This is a genomic window from Streptomyces sp. S4.7 (assembly GCF_010384365.1).
Classification (GTDB): Bacteria; Actinomycetota; Actinomycetes; order Streptomycetales; family Streptomycetaceae; genus Streptomyces.
In genome coordinates this window covers 5169234-5186129 of the sequence record NZ_CP048397.1, presented here as the reverse complement: position 1 = coordinate 5186129, position 16896 = coordinate 5169234, and the positions used below count along the sequence as shown (strand labels likewise).

Annotated in this window: 15 protein-coding genes; 4 read left to right on the top strand and 11 right to left on the bottom strand. The window is 73.1% G+C overall.

Annotated elements, in window-relative coordinates:
- Positions 1-12 precede the first annotated feature (12 nt).
- From fxsT to SSPS47_RS23280, 7 genes are all read right to left on the bottom strand, one after another.
- The gene (fxsT, locus tag SSPS47_RS23310; RefSeq protein WP_164252736.1) at positions 13-3033 is read right to left on the bottom strand and encodes an FxSxx-COOH system tetratricopeptide repeat protein; all 3021 of its coding nucleotides are present in this window, start codon (positions 3031-3033) and stop codon (positions 13-15) included.
- A gap of 56 nt (positions 3034-3089) precedes the next feature.
- Positions 3090-4364 (bottom strand): HEXXH motif-containing putative peptide modification protein, encoded by a 1275-nt coding sequence (locus SSPS47_RS23305; RefSeq protein WP_164252735.1) that lies wholly within the window; start codon positions 4362-4364, stop codon positions 3090-3092.
- Positions 4365-4416: 52 nt separating this feature from the next.
- Positions 4417-4608: a hypothetical protein gene (locus SSPS47_RS23300; protein ID WP_164252734.1), complete on the bottom strand. Its 192-nt coding sequence runs from the start codon at positions 4606-4608 to the stop codon at positions 4417-4419.
- A gap of 312 nt (positions 4609-4920) precedes the next feature.
- Positions 4921-7941 carry an SAV_2336 N-terminal domain-related protein gene (locus SSPS47_RS23295; protein ID WP_203557907.1) on the bottom strand — a complete coding sequence of 1007 codons (3021 nt, stop codon included), beginning with the start codon at positions 7939-7941 and terminating at the stop codon, positions 4921-4923.
- Positions 7942-7945: 4 nt separating this feature from the next.
- Positions 7946-8983, bottom strand: a complete 1038-nt coding sequence (locus tag SSPS47_RS23290) for a MoxR family ATPase (RefSeq protein ID WP_164252733.1) — start codon at positions 8981-8983, stop codon at positions 7946-7948.
- Between the two features lie 112 nt (positions 8984-9095).
- A complete protein-coding gene (locus tag SSPS47_RS23285; protein ID WP_164252732.1) occupies positions 9096-11120 on the bottom strand; it encodes a trypsin-like peptidase domain-containing protein in 2025 nt (674 codons plus the stop codon).
- A 124-nt stretch (positions 11121-11244) separates the two neighbouring features.
- The gene (locus SSPS47_RS23280; protein WP_203557906.1) at positions 11245-11712 is read right to left on the bottom strand and encodes a CU044_2847 family protein; all 468 of its coding nucleotides are present in this window, start codon (positions 11710-11712) and stop codon (positions 11245-11247) included.
- A gap of 102 nt (positions 11713-11814) precedes the next feature.
- On the opposite strand from SSPS47_RS23280, the gene SSPS47_RS23275 reads away from it, so the two are divergent.
- The 4 genes from SSPS47_RS23275 (at position 11815) to SSPS47_RS23260 (ending at position 14617) form a co-directional block, all read left to right on the top strand.
- Positions 11815-11997, top strand: coding sequence for a DUF6104 family protein (locus SSPS47_RS23275; protein WP_164252731.1), 183 nt, complete (start codon positions 11815-11817; stop codon positions 11995-11997).
- Positions 11998-12109: 112 nt separating this feature from the next.
- On the top strand, positions 12110-13060 hold the full coding sequence (locus SSPS47_RS23270) for a DUF4097 family beta strand repeat-containing protein (protein ID WP_164252730.1): 951 nt from the start codon (positions 12110-12112) through the stop codon (positions 13058-13060).
- A 1-nt stretch (position 13061) separates the two neighbouring features.
- Positions 13062-14030 carry a helix-turn-helix transcriptional regulator gene (locus SSPS47_RS23265; RefSeq protein WP_164252729.1) on the top strand — a complete coding sequence of 323 codons (969 nt, stop codon included), beginning with the start codon at positions 13062-13064 and terminating at the stop codon, positions 14028-14030.
- Positions 14031-14311: 281 nt separating this feature from the next.
- Positions 14312-14617 carry a hypothetical protein gene (locus SSPS47_RS23260; RefSeq protein ID WP_164252728.1) on the top strand — a complete coding sequence of 102 codons (306 nt, stop codon included), beginning with the start codon at positions 14312-14314 and terminating at the stop codon, positions 14615-14617.
- A 100-nt stretch (positions 14618-14717) separates the two neighbouring features.
- On the opposite strand, the gene SSPS47_RS23255 is transcribed toward SSPS47_RS23260, so the two are convergent.
- Genes SSPS47_RS23255 through SSPS47_RS23240 form a run of 4 tightly spaced genes read right to left on the bottom strand, consistent with a single transcriptional unit; the run spans position 14718 to position 16835 of the window.
- Positions 14718-15272: a Clp protease N-terminal domain-containing protein gene (locus tag SSPS47_RS23255; RefSeq protein ID WP_164252727.1), complete on the bottom strand. Its 555-nt coding sequence runs from the start codon at positions 15270-15272 to the stop codon at positions 14718-14720.
- Positions 15272-15481 carry an HTH domain-containing protein gene (locus SSPS47_RS23250; protein WP_069630502.1) on the bottom strand — a complete coding sequence of 70 codons (210 nt, stop codon included), beginning with the start codon at positions 15479-15481 and terminating at the stop codon, positions 15272-15274. The genes SSPS47_RS23255 and SSPS47_RS23250 overlap by 1 nt, the downstream gene beginning before the upstream one ends.
- 54 nt (positions 15482-15535) lie before the next feature.
- Positions 15536-15862 carry a hypothetical protein gene (locus SSPS47_RS23245; protein ID WP_203557905.1) on the bottom strand — a complete coding sequence of 109 codons (327 nt, stop codon included), beginning with the start codon at positions 15860-15862 and terminating at the stop codon, positions 15536-15538.
- Positions 15863-15872: 10 nt separating this feature from the next.
- Positions 15873-16835 (bottom strand): zinc-binding dehydrogenase, encoded by a 963-nt coding sequence (locus tag SSPS47_RS23240; protein ID WP_147873895.1) that lies wholly within the window; start codon positions 16833-16835, stop codon positions 15873-15875.
- Positions 16836-16896 lie beyond the last annotated feature (61 nt).

The window sequence follows — 16896 nt, the reverse complement described above, 5'->3', positions numbered from 1 at the left end:
TGTACGGGCGCGTCAGCCCAGATACGGCTCGAAGTCCCAGTAGGGCCTGATCCGTTGGCGCGCCGACAGTGTGTGGTGGTGCTGCGCGCCCATGGTGCGCGTCAGCTTCTGGAGCGCGTCCTCCTCGACCTTGTCCGCCTCCTCGCGCTGCTGGAGCCCCCGCAGATCCGCGGCGAGCGCCGTCTGGCTGGAGAGCGTCAGCGGATGGTCGTCGCCCAGCGCCGCACGAGCCCGCCGCAGCGTCTCCCTGCTCAGCTCGGCGGCCTCCTCCAGACGGCCGGTGAGGTTGCGCCCGCCGGCCGCGTTCAGTGCGCAGCCCAGCGTCCACGGGTGGTCGTCGCCGAGCAGGGTGCGCAGACCGGTGAGCGCCTGCTCGAAGAGGACGAGCGCGCCGTCCCTGTTGCCCTCGGCCTGCATGAGGAGGCCGGTGTTGGACTGCATCCCGGTCGGTACGGGGTGGGCCTGGCCGACCAGGGCGCGGTAGGTGTCCTCCGCCTCGGTGAGCAGTTCCCTGGCCTGGCCCAGATCGCCGTGCACGCGCAGGTAGTTGCCGTAGTCGGTGACGAGCATCAGGTTGTTGTGGTGGCCCTTGCCGTACACGCGCTCGTGGCGGGCGAGCAGGTCGGCCATCACCGGACCGACGTCCTCGCCCTTCGTCCCCGCCCTGCGCCTGCACAGGACGAGGTTGTGCTGCGCCCACAGAGTCTGCGGGTGCAGTTCGCCCAGGACCTGGATCTGGGTCCGTACGCCCAACTCCTGGCGGGCCAGGGCGTCGTGGTACCGCCCGAGGAGCCGCAGGTCGCGGGCGCAGGCGTTGACCGAGTGCAGTGTGTCGGGGTGCCGGGCGCGCAGCACCGACTCGCGTTTGCGCAAGGTGTCCAGGTCGATCTCGTACGCCTTGTCGAACTGGCCGAGGAGCCGCAGGGCCACGCCCATCTGGTGCTGGGCCCGGAGGGTGGTCCACTCGTCGGCGCCCAGCAGTTCGCGGCCGACATCGACCACATCGCGCTGGAGCCGGTACGCCTCCGGGTAGCGGCCGAGGAACCGCAGGTCGGAGCTGAGACCGCTGTTGGCGGCCATCAGCCTGACCGGGTCGGGTTCCGGCTGGGCCAGCAGCAGGTCGAGGACCCCGCTGTCCCGGTCGTACGCCTCGTGGAACCGGCCGCTGGCGCGCAGGATCACCGTGGTGCGCGCGGCGAGCTCCAGCATGTACTCGGAGTCGGGGGCGAACAGGTCGACCCACTTGTCCCGAACCCGCCGGGACAGGTCCATGCCGACGGTGTACTCACCGCTCATGTAGCAGTACCGGAGGCAGTTCAGGACGAGCTGGACGGTGCGCGCGTGAGTGCTCTCCAGTGCGCCCGAGTATTCGAGCTGCGGCAGGATCTCGGCGTACCGGGGCCAGTGCCTGCTGTCCGAAGGCTCTCCGGGGTCGCTGCCGACGAGGACCTGGCGGACCACCGTGCGGTGGATCTCGCGGTCGTCTCCCGCGGTGAGCCGGCTGACGATGCCGTGCACGACGCGGTGCATGTGGACGGACTCCTGGCGGGGTCCGGCCTCGCGCCCCTCGGAGACGGAGGGGCTGCGTGAATCCTTGGTGATGACCGAGTAGTTGGCGAGCGTGTCCAGCGCGCGCGGCCAGTCGGGGGTGTTGTCGGCGATCCAGCGCAGCTGCTCCGGGAGGTCCCCCGGGGCCACGCCGCGGACCAGGCCGATGGGGATCCGGCCGGGGGCGAAGCAGGCGCAGAGCTTGAGGAGTTCGAGCGCGCGGGGCTCGGACTCGCGGACCCGGTTGAAGAGCATCGACCAGGAGGTGAGCGAGGAGCTGGGGTAGTCGCCCAGCTCGGACACCTCGTCCAGGGGGTTGATCTCGCCGCTGTGGACCTTTTCGAGGTACTCCGGTACGGGCATCCGCAACTCGCCCAGCAGCGCCGCCGCGTGGGCCATCTGGAGCGGCAGGTCCTGGAACTCGACGGCCACCTCGTCGGCCTCGTCCGCCGTGATGTGCGGGGCCCTGCGCATCAGATAGCCGGTCGACTCGGCGCGGCGGAAGACGGGCACCTCCACGACCTCGCCGACGGTGCGCCAGCCGTGGTTGCGCGAGGTGATCAGCACATGGCCGGTGCCGCCGCGCGGCAGGATGGCGGCGGCCTCCTCCACGTCCTCCCAGCCGTCGAAGATCACCAGCCAGCGGCTGTGCGGATCACCGCGGCGCAGCGCGTCGCGTACCGCGCGGATCCGCTCGCCCGGCTCGGAGCCGCTGCGCAGGCCGAGGGCAGGTGCCAGCTCGCCGAACCGGTCGCGCTGGGTGCCCCGCTGGTCGGAGTTGACCCACCACACGACGTCGTAGTCGGGGCTGAACCGGTGGGCGTACTCGGCGGCGAGCTGGGTCTTGCCGATGCCCGACATGCCGACCAGCGCGCACACGGAGGCGCCGGGCTCGACGTCCGTGAGGGATTCCTGGACGCGGTTGAGCAGATCCTCGCGGCCGGTGAACCGTGCGTTACGGCGCGGCACCTCCCCCCAGACGGCGGGTGGGTCGCTGGGGTAGCGGGAGGGGGAGGGCACCGCGTCGGTGCGGGGCGCCGGTTCGAGGGAGAGGCGCACGAGCAGGCGCCGTTCGGCTTCCTGCTCGCCGATGCCCCACAGGTCGACCGGTTCGAGGACGGCGGTGGCGGGCAGCAGCGCGCGGTTGGTGAGGTTGACGGCGGCGAACCGGTCCGCGTTGGCGGCGACGAAGCCGCGCAGCACGTCGTTCCAGTCGCCCTCGCGGCGCGGTCCGAGCTGGAAGAACCAGTCGCTGAGCACCAGCAGGACCCGGCCTCTGGCCAGCAGCAGGTCGCCGAGCGCGTCCTGCAGCGACTGGTCGCGATCGGGGTCCCAGCGGTGGGACGTGACGCGATGACCGTGGGCTTCGAGCCGACGTGCGATCCAGGTCGCCCACGGCCGGTGATGGCCCGGGAAGGCGACCACGAAATGCTGGGACTCCTGATCCGGGCCGCCGTCCCCCGTCAGGTGCCGCTGAGCGACCATGCGCGCGTCTCCTCAATCATCGAGCTGCGCCGTTCCCTGACGGCGCGTCTGAAATGTTACCGAACGTCACCGTCACCGGACAGGGAATCGGACAGTGCGTACGGGCTGTACGGGCCTCTGCCCAGCGCGGTCAGATGCTGTCTCATCGACTCGGTGAACCGCAGTCCGTCCCGGGTCAGTTGATGGCTGTCCAGCAGGACGGGGAGCGCGTCGGCGACCTGTTCGCGGTACTCCTCGCGGTGCGCGCGGGCCACGTGGCGGGCGGCCGGCGCCGCGTCGGGGCGCTCGGCGACACGTGACCAGAGGTCGGCGAGGGCGAGGTGCGCGTAGGTCCCCTGGAGTACGCCGTCGAGTGGGCGCGGGTCCTTGCGCCAGGGAACGTGGTGGACGGCCGAGCCGTCGGCGTGGTGCAGCGTGACGAGGTCGGCGAGAACGGCGAGCTTGCTGTGGGCGAGTTCGTGCACGAGCACCTCCGCGAACCGCCGTGCGGTATCGGGCAGCGCGGTGTGTACGGCCCAGGGGGCCGCCCTGAGCGTGCCACTGGAGGCTCCGTCGTCGGCCGGCGCCATCGGGACCACGGACCGTACGAGCCGGGTGACTTCGGTGGCGCGCCAGGGGTCGGCGGCGGCCAGGAGGGCGACGGCGGCGCGCCAGCGTGCGAGCCAGGCGGCGCGGTCGGGACGGGGCCCCGCGTCCGGGACGAGGGTGTGTCCGGTGCCGAGGTCGTCGAGCCGGCCGGCGCTGCCCGGCAGCGCGGCCAGGCAGGTCCAGCCAGCCCCCGCTCCCCGGCCGTCGGGCCGCAGGAGCACGGACCGGGCCGCGTTCCCCACGGGGGTGAGCAGCGCGCCGTGCGGGCCGGAGCGGATCCGTACGCGGGGTGCGCGGGCGTCCTGGGCGCCGACGCCGGGCAGGACGAGCCGCCCGCCGTCCGTGGGCAGCACGGTGTCGAGCCGGGCTCCGGTGCGCAGCGCCGTCCCGACGGCGATGCCGCCGAGGGGATGGAGGGCGGCGGCGAGGCCGTCCGGTCCGGGTGCGTTGAGGGCGTCCACGATCCAGCCGCCGACGGCGGGGTAGTCGAGGAGCCGTAGGGCGGCGGCCGGCGCGGGCGACTCGGCCCGCTCCAGGAGGCTCCAGTCCCGGTCGAACCCGGCACGGGCGGCCGGCGGTAACTCGCCTCGTCCGACCCGGGCGAGGAGGGCTTTGAAGAGGACCAGCCGGCGGCTGTGCAGTGCGGCGTGCAGCAGGTCCAGGTCGCGCGAGCGCTGGCGTGTGGTGGCGATCCGCACGAGGGTTTCGGGCGGGACCGTGAAGGCCCCCGGTGCCGGAGCCATTACCTCCGCTCCGCTGCGAGACTGGCCGAATCCCGCCGCCGCGTCCGCCGGTTCACTCCGAGTCTTTCCACATGTCGGTGAACGAGCCGGGACAGCGGAGCACATCCTCGACGGCTGCCGTCAGCGCGGCGTCGTCCAGGCACTGAAGGGTGCGCAGGTCGACGCCGGTGAGATCGGGGAGCACCGGACTGCCCGGAATCCCACCGACCTGCGCCGCGGATCCGGCCACACGTTGCTCCAGCACGCTTGCTCCTCCCCGATGCCCCCGAGGGCGTGTGGTGAAAGTCCCGCCTTGCGATCGCGCACACCAGACGCCGTGAGCACCGCTCTGCGGGGCGGACGGCGCCGGGTTCACGGCACGCCGTGGGAGGCGATGCCGTGAAGTTTCTCCTTCCCGAGGCCCACGATTCGGAAACCCGTTCGCCACGCGGGGAGTTGGGGTTCCGGTCGTGGGACGTAACTTCGCGGACACACCGTGGGGAGCGCATGCCGGGCGCGTCGATGCATGTGCCGGTCGCGCACGCACCCGGCCGCCATGGGCGCGGTTCACCCGCGTTCACCCGCCTGCGGGGCCCTCGCGCCTGCTCGTCCCGGGGCCGCCGGCCAGCGCCGCCGCCCGCTCGCGGGTCGCCCGTGCCTCGTCCGCCGGGACCGCGATGCCCTGCTCCGCCAGGCCCCGCCAGTGCCCGTCCGCCGCCCGGTAGTCGGTCAGGGCCGCGAAGGGGCGGGCCATCCGCTCGTACAGTTCGGCGCGGCCGTGCAGTGCGCGGGCCGCCGTGACCGAGTGCCGTTCGGGGATCTCGCGCAGCGCCCTGCCGTAGGCGGACTCCGCCGAGGCGAAGTGCGTCTGCGGCTGCGGCAGTTCCAGGCGCGCGCCCGCCAGCAGCAGCCAGGAGCGGGCTCGGGTGGCCGGGTCGGCGGCGCGGCGGGCCGACAGCTCCAGCAGATGGCAGCCCTCGTAGACGTCGGGCAGGAAGCCGCCGCCCGCGCTGTCGCCGCGGTAGCGGTCCAGCAGGGCCGTGCCGAGCAGCAGGTGGAGGCGCCAGCGGAGCGGGATCCTGGGAGTGACGTTGGTGAGGGCCTCGCGCAGGATGCCCTCCGCGCGGTTGATGTGACGGGTCTCGGTGAGCAGCATCTCGCCCCATTCGGCGAGGAGTTCGCACCGTTCGTCGGTGTCGCGCGGCGCGCTGCGCTCGGCCTGCCCGTACGCCCTCGCCGCCGCTTCCCAGTCCCGGGCCTCGCGGTGGATCCGCGCCCGCTCGCGCAGGGAGCGCAGCAGCAGTGGTGCGCTGTTCTCGGCCGCCGTCTCGGCCGCCCCGGTCAGTGCGAGGAGTTCGGCGGTGTCGCGCTCCTGTGTCAGTCGCAGGGCCGACACGAGGTCGAGGAGCGCGCCCGCGCGGCGGTGCGGGGGCGCCTCCAACTGGTCCAACAGGTCGAGCGCGGTGCGCAGTTCGCGTACGGCCGCGGTGGCCGGCTCCTGCGGTTCGGGGACGGTACGGGCCAGGTCGAGCAGGACCCGGCCCATCCGCAGCCGGCGTGCCGTCTCGGTGGCGAGGTCGGCCCCGTCGGACATCTCGGCCAGCCCGGCGACCGCCGCGTGCAGCCATCCGGGGTCGCGGTCCTGGCGCCACAGCTCGTGCCGGACATCCGCGCGCGCGACGGCCGTCGCCGGCTCGCGCCCGGTGAGCAGCCGCTCGGCGCGGGTCAGCAGCCCGTGCGCCTCGCCGGGATCGCGCCGCGCCTCCGACGTGTTGGCGCGGGCGAACAGCACCCGCCCCAGCAGATGCCGGGAGCGTCCGTCGTCGTCGGCGGCCAGCGCCTGCTCGGCGAGCGCCTGCGCGTCGACGAGCATCTGCAGGTCGCGGCGGTCGCGCCACAGGCCCAGCAGCCGCTCCACCTCGTCCAGCCTGCCGGGTACCGGCCGTACGGGCCGGTACCAGCGCACCACGCGCGCGGGGACCTGCGCGAACAGTTCCTCGTCGGCCTGCGGCCCCCCGTCGGGGTCCTCCGGCACCACCGGCTCGTCGGTCTCCAGCCCCTGGAGGCGGGCGACGGCCAGCGCCGGGAAGTTGCGCATGCCCTTGCCGAACCGCCGGGTGACGTACTCCGACAGGTATTTGAGGACCAGCTCGGCGGCGCCCTGGTCGAGCATCTCCAGCAGCAGTTCGCGTACGCCGGGCGCGAAGTCGTAGCGCGGCCCCGGCACGTCCGCGGTGTCGGGCAGCCGCTCCAGCAGCCCCCCGAGGAGCACTTCGGCCAGTTGCATGGGTCCGGTGTCGGGCAGCAGCGCTTCCTGCACGAGCTGCATGACGGGCAGGTAGAGCGGTACGGCCGCCAGATGGACGGCCAGTTCGAGCGCGCCCGGCGACGCGCCGGAGCGGAAGTCGCGCAGCCGTGCCTGCGGGGTGCGCGCCCCTCCGTACGGTCCCGAATCGGGCTGCGCCGGATGCCGCGGCAGCACCCAGCCCGCCGCTCCGCGCATCGTACGGGTGCCGGTGCCGCCGAGCAGTTTGGCCCAGCCGCCGAGGACCCGGTCGGTCGGCAGCAGGACGGGCACCGGGCGTGCCCCGGCGGGCGGCGCCGCGCGCCCGTGGGTCTCGTCGGCGACGAACCGCATGCCTCGGCCGGCGCCGGGCTCGTGCACGAGCAGTCCCGGGTCGGCGGGCAGCGCGGTGCGGTCCCACAGCCGGGGCGGCAGGGGCTGCACGACGGCGATCTGGGAGCTCTCGGCCCACCGGTAGAGCATGCGTTGGGCGCCGCCGGACTGCCACAGCGGTCCCACGCAGTCGCTGATGACGAGGGTGAGCCGGCGGCCGGTGACGTCGCGGTGCTGGTCGGCGGGGCGCAGCCGGGTCTGGTTCGGGTCGGGTCCGGTGCCGGCCATCGCGGAGCCGTCCGGTCCCTGGTGCAGGTAGTGCACCTGGACGTCGCGGAACGCGCCGAGCCGTTCGCAGGCCTGGCGGAGCCTTTCGAGGGTCAGCTGCCACACGGAGGCGGTCGGTGAGGCGTCCATCAGGAGCTGGATCTCGGCCTCCCGGTGCACCGCCGGGCGGCGTACGGGACGCAGGAAGCCGTCGACGGCGCTGCGTTCGGCGGTCGCCTCCTCGTCCAGCTCCGCGCCGAGGACCGGGGGGACGGGCGGGCGGTAGCCGCGCAGCGGTCGCAGCGCGCGCTGGAGGCCCAGCAGGCCGGACAGGGCTCCGGTGGCCGGTGCCCGTATCGGGAACGAACGGGTGGGGACGGCCTCCGCGGTCGACGGCGCGTAGATCGAGACGGGCGCGGTCTGTTCGGCGCTGCGGGACGAGGGGTCGGGCCGGGGGCCCGGCTCCTCGGCGGGCGGCTGTACGGCCGGGTCGGGCGCGGTCTGCCTGGTGGTGGGAGGTTCATGGTGCTCCGGACGATCTCCCGTCCGGAGCCGGGGAGCCGTCAGACGCGCCAGCCACACGGCGTCGGCCAGCTCACTGGCGGACACCTCGCGGCCCGCCGCGCGCAGCCGGCCGACCAGCTCCGCGAGCCCGTCGGACCGGCCGGGCGGCGGGCGGGGAGTGTCGCCGGGGGGCGGGTCGGGGGTGGTCACCACGTCACCTCGGACGGTCGAGAGGGCGGAGCAGCATCTCGGCGAGCCTGTTGCGGGTGACCTCTTCGGCGTTGGCGGCGCGCTGGGTCACGTAGAGCGCGTTCAGCAGTTGGTCGGTGGCGACGACCTCGCCGGGTTCGCGCTGGAGGAAGCGCTCGATCAGTTCGGCGCCCTCCTCCAGGGCCTCCTCGCCCAGGTGCGCGGCGACCATCGCGGCGAGCTGTTTCTCGCCGGGCGGTTTGAGGTCGAGCTGGATGCAGCGGCGCAACAGGGCGGCGGGGAAGTCCCGTTCTCCGTTGGAGGTGAGGATGATGAAGGGGAAGGCGGTGCACCGCACCCGGCCGCCCACCACGGTCACCGGTGTGCCGTCGTCGGTGAGGACGTCGGTGGCGGGCTCCCGCTCGGCGCGCCGCTCCAGCTCACGGATGGTGAACTCGCCCTCCTCCAGGACGTTCAGGAGGTCGTTCGGCAGGTCGATGTCGCTCTTGTCGAACTCGTCGATGAGCAGCACCCGGGGAAGCCCGTCGGGCGAGGGCAGCAGCGCCGTACCGAGCGGACCGAGCCTGATGTACGAGCCGATCGGCGTGTGCCGCACCGCGTCGCCGGACACCGCCCGGTCGAGCTGTACGTCCTGGAGCCTGCCGATGGCGTCGTAGTGGTAGAGGCCGTCCTGGAGGGTGGTCCGGCTGACGATGGGCCAGCGCAGCACCCGGCCGAGCCGCAGTTCGTGGGCGACGGCGTGGGCGAGGGTCGACTTGCCGGTGCCGGGGGTGCCGGTGACGAGGAGCGGACGGCGCAGCTGGAGCGCGGCGTTGACGGCCTCGACCTCTTCGGGGCGTGGGTGGAACGACTCCACGAGGCGGCGTTTGACGCCCAGCCGGCGGGCGTTGTCCACCTCTTCGGTGTCCGCCGGCCCGTCCTGCGGTCCGTCGGCGCCGTCGGGGCTCCGCGCGGTGAATTCGCGCCAGGGTGGCGGATCGGGTAATTGCCGCGCACCGTCGTGCGGCAGCCCCGCTCCCCGGTAGATGCGCCAGTCGCTCACTGTGGGCTCCTCATCGCTGTCAGCCCGGCGTGCGCCCGGCATCCTGGACGTCCGTACCCCGCCTGGACGTTCGTACCCCGTCCGCAGCAGGTGGCTTGGGGGCATGTGTCTGTCATAGGGGCGGGAAGTGCAGAGGTTCATCGGGAGCCGGCCTGTGGGGTGGATCGTAGATGAGGACGATGTGCCGTGCCCAGGCTGTGTCCTGATCGTCGCGGTCGGGGTCGGCGCTGATGTTGCGCAGCAGCCGTACGCGCTCGCGCAGCTCGCTCCCGGTGGGGGCCTCGCGCACCAACTGGGCGGCCCTGCGGTGGAATTCGGCGCAGTCGTCGTGTCCGTCCTCGCCGGTGCGGCGGCACAGCACGGCGACATGACCGGCGTGGAAGGCGCGGGTGAGGACGCGTGAGCCGCGCCCCGTGGCCGTACTGGCGCAGTACACGGGCAGGGGAACGCCCGCGAGGCGCGCGGTGCTCACCGACAGCCGTGCGTACGCCGCTTCCTCGCCCTCGGGCGCGGGGGCGGTGTGTCCCGCGTCCGGTACGTCGAGACAGAGCGGTACGGCTTCCAGGGGGCCGTGCTCGGTGGCGCGCCTGGCGCGGTTCCACTCCGGGGTGACGCCGTCGCGCCGGCGCAACTGGTCGCGCAGGGCGACGACTCGGCGCCGTCCGATCGGGAGGGTGTGCACGCTGGGCGGTTCGTCGCCGCGCGGCAGCCGGGAGCGCCATTCGTCGACGGGCTCGTCGAAGAGCGCGCGGGGCAGCAGGAAGTCGACGGCGGCGAGGTACTGCCCGGCGTCGGCGCGGGCCAGTGCCTCGCTCAGTCCCTGGCGTACGGCGACCTCCAGCCCGGTGCGCGGGACGCCCTCCTCGTCGTGCCGGACGGTGGTCGTGCCGCCGTCGGAGTCCAGCAGTTGCACGCGCCAGGGGTGGGTGCCGTAGACCTCGGGCTCGATGACGACGAGCACGTCGTCGTGGGCCGCGTCGCCGGGGCCCGTGTGCGCGACGCCGGTGCCGTCCTCGCGGTCACCGCCGGCGAGGAGCGCCAGGCTCTCCTCGCGGATCACGTCGGTCTCCAGGGCGTTGGCGGCCGTCTCGACCCAGTCGCGGAGCTTCTTGGCGCCCGGGGTGTCGCGGGGCGCGCGCAGGGCGCCGTAGACCATCGCCGCGTACAGGACGACGGCTTCCTGTTCGAGATCCCGTCCCGCCAGGGCCGCTTCGGTGCGCTCGCGCGGGTCGTAGAGGAGGCCGGAGCCCTCGCGCCAGTTGCGCGGGTCGTTGGACTCGATGCGCTGGGGGCTGCGCAGCAGGCGGCGGCTGGTGCCGTTGACCAGGTGCAGCACCTGGCCGGGTCCCGAAGGCGGTTCGACCTCGGCGAACAGCCCGTACAGCTGGGTGCGCGAGCGCGGGTCGAAGCTGTGCGGCCGGCCCTGCCGCACCGCGAGCCGGGTGTGCAGGCGCGGCCAGCAGTCGCCGGAGCCCTCGAAACGCCGCAGATGGTGCCGGTCGTGGGCGGCGACGACCTCCGCCCACATGGCTTCGGCGCCCTGGTCGCACAGGGCGCGCAGCCCGGTGACGGATTCGGCGCGGCCGACGGTGGCGTCGCCCTGACCCTGGCTCCTGACGACGCCGATGACCGATCCGTACCGGGTGTCGACGACGGGCCCGCCCGAACAGCCGCGCAGAACAAGGCCGTTCTGGAGCCACATCGCGTTTCCGCGGCGCCCGCCGGTGGCCATCGCCTTCGTGGAGAGGAACTCCTCGGGGCCGTACGCCCCCGAGGTCTGCGCCCAGCCGTACAGCTCGACCTCGGCCGGGGTGGGCGCCGAACGGTCGCTGAGCCAGAGGCAGTCGGCGAAGTCCGCGCCGGGCACCCGGACGAGCGCGAGGTCGTGACCGGTGACGACATGGGCGATCTCGCCCTCCAGCCGCTCGTCGTCGCAGGTGGTGACGGTGACACCGCCTCCCGGCTCCCGTTCCATCGCACCCACCCTCTTGTCCACGACATGCGCGCAGGTCACGACCCATTCGGGGGCGACGAAGAATCCGCTGCCCCAGAATCCGGCACTGCCTGCGTCATACCCGGCGGCGGCGGGGCCGATGCGGACGACTCCCCGGCTCACGGGGTCTTCGAAGGAGCTCATGCGTCAACACACGGGGAGTACGGAGGCGTTGGAACGGCGCGCGTCCCTCCGCCGGGTGATCCGCAGACCTGAGCGTCGTTCATCCGCACCCCGTTCCCCCGAAGTTGAGGCATGTGGGACGAGGCTAACCGGATGATCCCGGAGTGGGGAGTGGTTCCGGTCCCGGCGAGGCGGGGGGCGGGGAGGCCTGTGGCGGCGGTCCCTGCGCCCCCGGTGGGTCGGGCGGGACAGGTGGGGCGGGCGGGTCTTCGGAGGGCACCGGCCGCTCGCGGCCGGGCTGCCAGGTGAGGGTGACGGAGATGGACGCCTTGGCCTCCCCGTCGGCCAGGACGGCGGCCACCCCCTTGCCCGGCTTCATCGCCAGCTCGATGCCGAACGTCGCGCTGACCTCGCTCGGCCCCGCCGCCCGCGCCGCGTCCATCACGGTGGCGCCGACGGCGGCGATCACCTCGTTGACACGGGTGACCCCCGAGCGGATCCGGTCGGCGGCCCCGACGTCGACGAACGCCGACTCGTCCGGCCGCAGCACACTGACTCTCGCGAGAATGACCTGTCCACCGGGCAGGACCACCTCCTGTACGTCGTTTTCCAACGCCACCCCTCCCCCACTCGGCCGCTCACCGCGCGCCGGGCCGCGATCCACCGCCCGGCTCCGCCATACCTCCCCTCCGTACCAGGTAGTTACGCTGTTCGCATGTACTTCACGGATCGCGGGATCGAGGAACTGCAGAAGCGGCGCGGCGAGGAGGAGGTCACCTTCGAGTGGCTGGCCGAGCAGCTGCGTACGTTCGTCGATCTCAACCCGGACTTCGAGGTTCCGGTGGAGCGCCTGGCCACGTGGCTGGCCCGCCTCGACGACGAGGACGACGACGAATGACGAGCACCCACCGGGTATCGCGATAGGTCTTGACTTCCCCCATCCACGATATATCGTGTCCATCCAGGGACGCGATATATTGCGTCGTGGCCGGCCACAGGGAGTCAGCACCATGGCAGAGTCGACGTGGGAAGTCAGCGAGCCGAAGAAGCTCACTTTCGACGACCCGGTGACGGCGCTCAGCGTACGTATCGTGAACGGCACCGTGAACGTCGTCGGCACCGACGAGAGGGTGCTGGCCGAACAGGGCGGCGCACGCCTGGAGATCTCCGAGATCCAGGGCCCGCCCCTGATCGTGACCCGCACGGGCACCACGCTCACCATCGCCTACGAGGACCTGCCCTGGCAGAACTTCCTCAAGTGGCTCGACCGCAAGGGCCACCGGCGCAGCGCCGTCGTCTCCCTCACGGTCCCGGCGGGGGCGAGCGTCGAGGTCGGCGTCGTCGGGGCGGGCGCCGTGATCTCCGGGATCAAGGGGCGTACGGAGGTACGCGGCGTGAACGGCGACACCACGCTCGTCGGCCTGGCCGGCCGGGTCAGCGCGGAGACCGTCGCCGGCAACGTGGAGGCCCAGGCCGTCACCGGTGACCTGCGCTTCAACTCCGTCTCGGGCGACCTGACCGTCGTGGACTGCGGCGGATCCTCCGTTCGGGCGGACACCGTCAGCGGTGACATGGTCATCGACCTGGAGCCCGCGGGCAGACCCACCGACATCAAGGTCAACACGATCTCCGGCGAGGTGGCGATCCGGCTGCCGCACCCGGCGGACGCGAAGGTCGAGGCGAACACGGCGAGCGGATCGGTCTCCAACGCCTTCGACGATCTGCGGGTCGGCGGCCAGTGGGGCGCGAAGAAGATCACCGGCACGCTCGGGGCGGGTACGGGGCAGCTCAAGGCGATGGCGGTGTCCGGCTCGATCGCCCTGCTGCGGCGGCCACCGGCGGAGGACCCGTACGGCGCGGGCCACCCGGCGCCCGCGGGCGCCGGCACCGCGCCCACGGGCGCCGCCCCCCTGGACGTCGTCGCCGACGACGCGACGCCGGCCGACAAGAAGGAGCTCTGACATGCCCCCGGTCTTCGCCCACGGCCGCCTCCGCCTCTACCTGCTCAAGCTGCTCGACGAGGCGCCGCGCCACGGCTACGAGGTGATCCGCCTGCTGGAGGAGCGCTTCCAGGGCCTGTACGCGCCGTCCGCCGGAACCGTCTACCCGCGGCTGTCCAAGCTGGAGGCGGAGGGCCTGGTCACGCACGCGACCGAGGGGGGCCGCAAGGTCTACTCGATCACCGAGGCGGGCCGCGAGGAATTGGCGGGCCGCAGCGGTGAACTGGCCGATCTGGAGCTGGAGATCCGCGAGTCCGTCTCCGAACTCGCCGCGGAGATCCGTGACGACGTACGGGGCGCGGCGGGCCGGCTCCGCAACGAGATGCGCGCGGCGGCGGCCTCCGCGTCGGCGGGCGCCCCGGCCGGCGGGACCACCGACCGGGAGCAGACGCCGGGGGACGGCGAGTCCTGGCGTGCGGCGAAGGAGGAGCTGCGCCGCGCGAAGCAGGAGTGGAAGGAGCAGGCGCGCCGGGCGAAGGACGAGTCACGCCGGGCGCGTGAGGACGCGCAGCAGGCACGCCGCCAGGCCAAGGAGGCGCAGGAGACGGCGCGCGAGGAGATGCTGCGCATCGCCAAGCAGGTCCAGGACCAGGTGCAGGGTCACTTCTCGCGGGGCGACTGGCCGACGGGGGTACGGGAGGGCCTGTCCGAACTGTCGACGCAACTCGGCGGCCTGGCGAAGGGCACGGCGTGGCCCCCGTACGCCAAACCGGACGCGCCGGACACGGCCGACCCCGCGTGGGCCGAGGACACCCCGCCGACCGGCGACCCGGCCCGCGACCTGGACCGCCTGCTGGACCGCTTCCGCGACGACGTCCGCGACGCGGCGCGGGACCACGGGGTGACGGAGACCCAACTGACGGAGGCGCGCCGCCACTTGTCGACGGCGGCGGCGCACATCGGGGCGCTGCTTCGGGGTCCGAAGCCGTAGGGGCCGCCCCCTGCGGGCGGGCTCCGTCCTCCATCGCCGGACGGGCTTCAAATCCGCCCGCCCGGCGCCGGGGACGGGCGCTCGGGGCGCCCGGTCCGTGGCGCGGACCGGTTGCCGTGGGCCCCTCCGGGGCCATGCCCGGACGGCGTGATTTACGGCGCGTGCAAGGCTCGTTGGTGTATTGGGAGCCCGCATTCTCACGCGCCACAAATCAGCCCGAGTGTCCGGCCACGACCCCTGCGCGTCCCCCTTCCCCGCGCGGGCCGTGGAAGACTCCTGACGTGCCCACCTGGATAACCTCGCGCCGTCTGGGCGCTACCGCCGTCCTGTACGCCGTCTTCGTGGGCGGCTGGCACCTCGGACAGCCGCTGGTCGATGTCGGCTGCTACTCGCCCGAACCGCTGACAGCGATCGAGAGCGACGAGACGATCAACGAGCCCGGGGACGTCGTCGGCGACCTTCGTGCGACGGCCAGGACCGCCGGACAGGTCGCCACCGTCGAGGTCTTCGACACCTCCTCGATCGTGCCGTGCGACGCTACGCCCCGCCCCCGCCTGGTGACCTGGGTGACGGGCGGCTGGCGCTGAGACCCCGCACCCCGACCGGGACCCGACAACCGCAACCGCCCCACCCCCGGAAGGGCCCCGCACCCCGCAACCGCCCCACCCCGGAGGGACCCCGCGACCGCTATCCCCGCTCCCCGAACAGCGCCCGCTCCACCGCCCCGTACGTCCCGCCGTGATCCGCCAGCACGTCCGACACCACGCCCGGCCGGGCCGTCAGCGCCAGCAGGATGTGGCCGTCGGTGATCTCCTTGTCGCCGCGGCCCACCGCGACCCGCAGAGACTGCTCCAGCGTCTTCTTCGCGGCGGGCGTGAACTTCTTGTGGGACGCCCGGCCCCGCTTCGGACGCTTCCCGCCCACCCCCATCGCACCCTCGCCGTGCGCCCCCTCGACCTTCGAGACGATCTGCGCGACGTCGATCCCGATCTCGGCCAGCGCCGCCGTGTCGGCGTGCGACATGCCACCCCGCCGGCGCGCCTCCGCCAGACCCGCCTCCACCGAGTCACGCCGGTCCAGGATGCCGAGCGAGGTGAACGCGAACGCCGATCGCCTCCCCTGCGAGTCGAGCAGCGCGAGCAGCATGTGCTCGTCGGTGATCTCGGGTGAGGCCGTGCGTTCGGCCTGGGCGACCGCGCCCGTCACCACCGCGCGCGCCCCCTTCGTGAACCGTTCGAACATCACTGCCTCCCGTACTTCTTGTGTACCGCCTGCCTGCTGACACCGAGCTGGGCCGCGATCTCCTGCCACGACCAGCCCTGGTTCCGCGCGCTGCGCACCTGGACGGCTTCGAGCTGTTCGAGCAGTCGCCGCAGCGCGGCGACCGCCCTCAGCCCGACCCGTGGGTCGCGGTCGCCCGCCCGTTCGGCGAGATCCGTTGCATCGGTCATGATGTCAATCTACGTTGACACCCCTGTCGTGTCAACCAAAATTGACAAGCGGTGTCAGCCCCGCACCCGCCGCGCCCAGCGCCGCAGTACGGAGCGGCGCCGGCGCGGTGGAGCGGGCCGGCCTCGGTACGGAAGTGATCCGCCCGCCACTTGCGGGTCGTCCGGCGCGGGCAGCGGTATCTGCCGCTCGGCCCGCGCCTGGATCTCGTAGTGCGCGTCGTGCGCGGTCACCCGGAACGCCTCGTCGTACGCGGCCATGGCCGCGGTGATACCCGCCCCCGCCGCGCCCCGGCGCTTGACGAGCGAGGCGAGCCGGCCGAAGAAGGCCATGACCACCGCGAGGCAGCCGACGATCATCAGCGGCGGCAGCAGCGCGTCCACGACAGCCCCCTCAGCGGGTCAGCACGATCTTGCCGAACAGATCGCCCGCGGCCATCCGTTCGAACCCCTCGCGCGCCCGGTCCAGGGGCAGGACGTCGTCGATCACCGGGCGGATGCCCGTCGTCGTGCAGAAGGAGAGCAGATCCTCCAGCTCGTCCTTCGTGCCCATCGTCGAGCCGACGACCTTCAGCTCCAGGAAGAAGATCCGGGTGAGTTCGGCGTGCGCGGGGCGGTCGCCGCTGGTGGCGCCGGAGATCACCAGCGTGCCACCGGGACGCAGGGACTTCACGGAGTGGGACCAGGTCGCGGCGCCGACCGTCTCGATGACCGCGTCCACCCGGTGCGGCAGCCGCGCGCCGGGCTCGAACGCGTCGGCGGCGCCCAGTTCGACCGCGCGCTTGCGCTTCGCCTCGTCGCGGCTGGTGGCGTACACACGGAGGCCGGCCGCCTTGCCGAGGACGATCGCGGCGGTGGCGACACCACCGCCCGCACCCTGGACGAGGACGGAATCCCCGGGCCGTACACCGGCGTTGGTGAACAGCATCCGGTACGCGGTGAGCCAGGACGTCGGCAGACAGGCGGCCTGCTCGAAGGTCAGCCCGGCGGGCTTGGGCAGCAGGTTCCAGGTCGGTACGGAGACCTGCTCGGCGAAGGTGCCCTGGTACCTCTCGGTGAGGAGCGAGCGGGGCTCGCGGGGCCCGACGCCGTGGCCGCTCTGGCCGATGACGGAGTGGATGACGACCTCGTTGCCGCTCTCGTCGATCCCGGCGGCGTCGCAGCCGAGGATCATCGGCAGCTGCTCCTCCTTGAAGCCGACCCCGCGCAGGGTCCAGAGGTCGTGATGGTTGAGTGAGGCGGCCTTGACGGTCACGGTCGACCAGCCGGGGCGCGGCTCGGGAGCCGGGCGTTCGCCCAACTCAAGGCCGTTGAGGGGCTGGTCACTGTCGATGCGGGCTGCGTAGGCGGCGAACATGACCTCGACCCTAGAGCGGAGGCGGGACGCGGGGAACCTCATGGGTGTGTGAGGCGGGTCC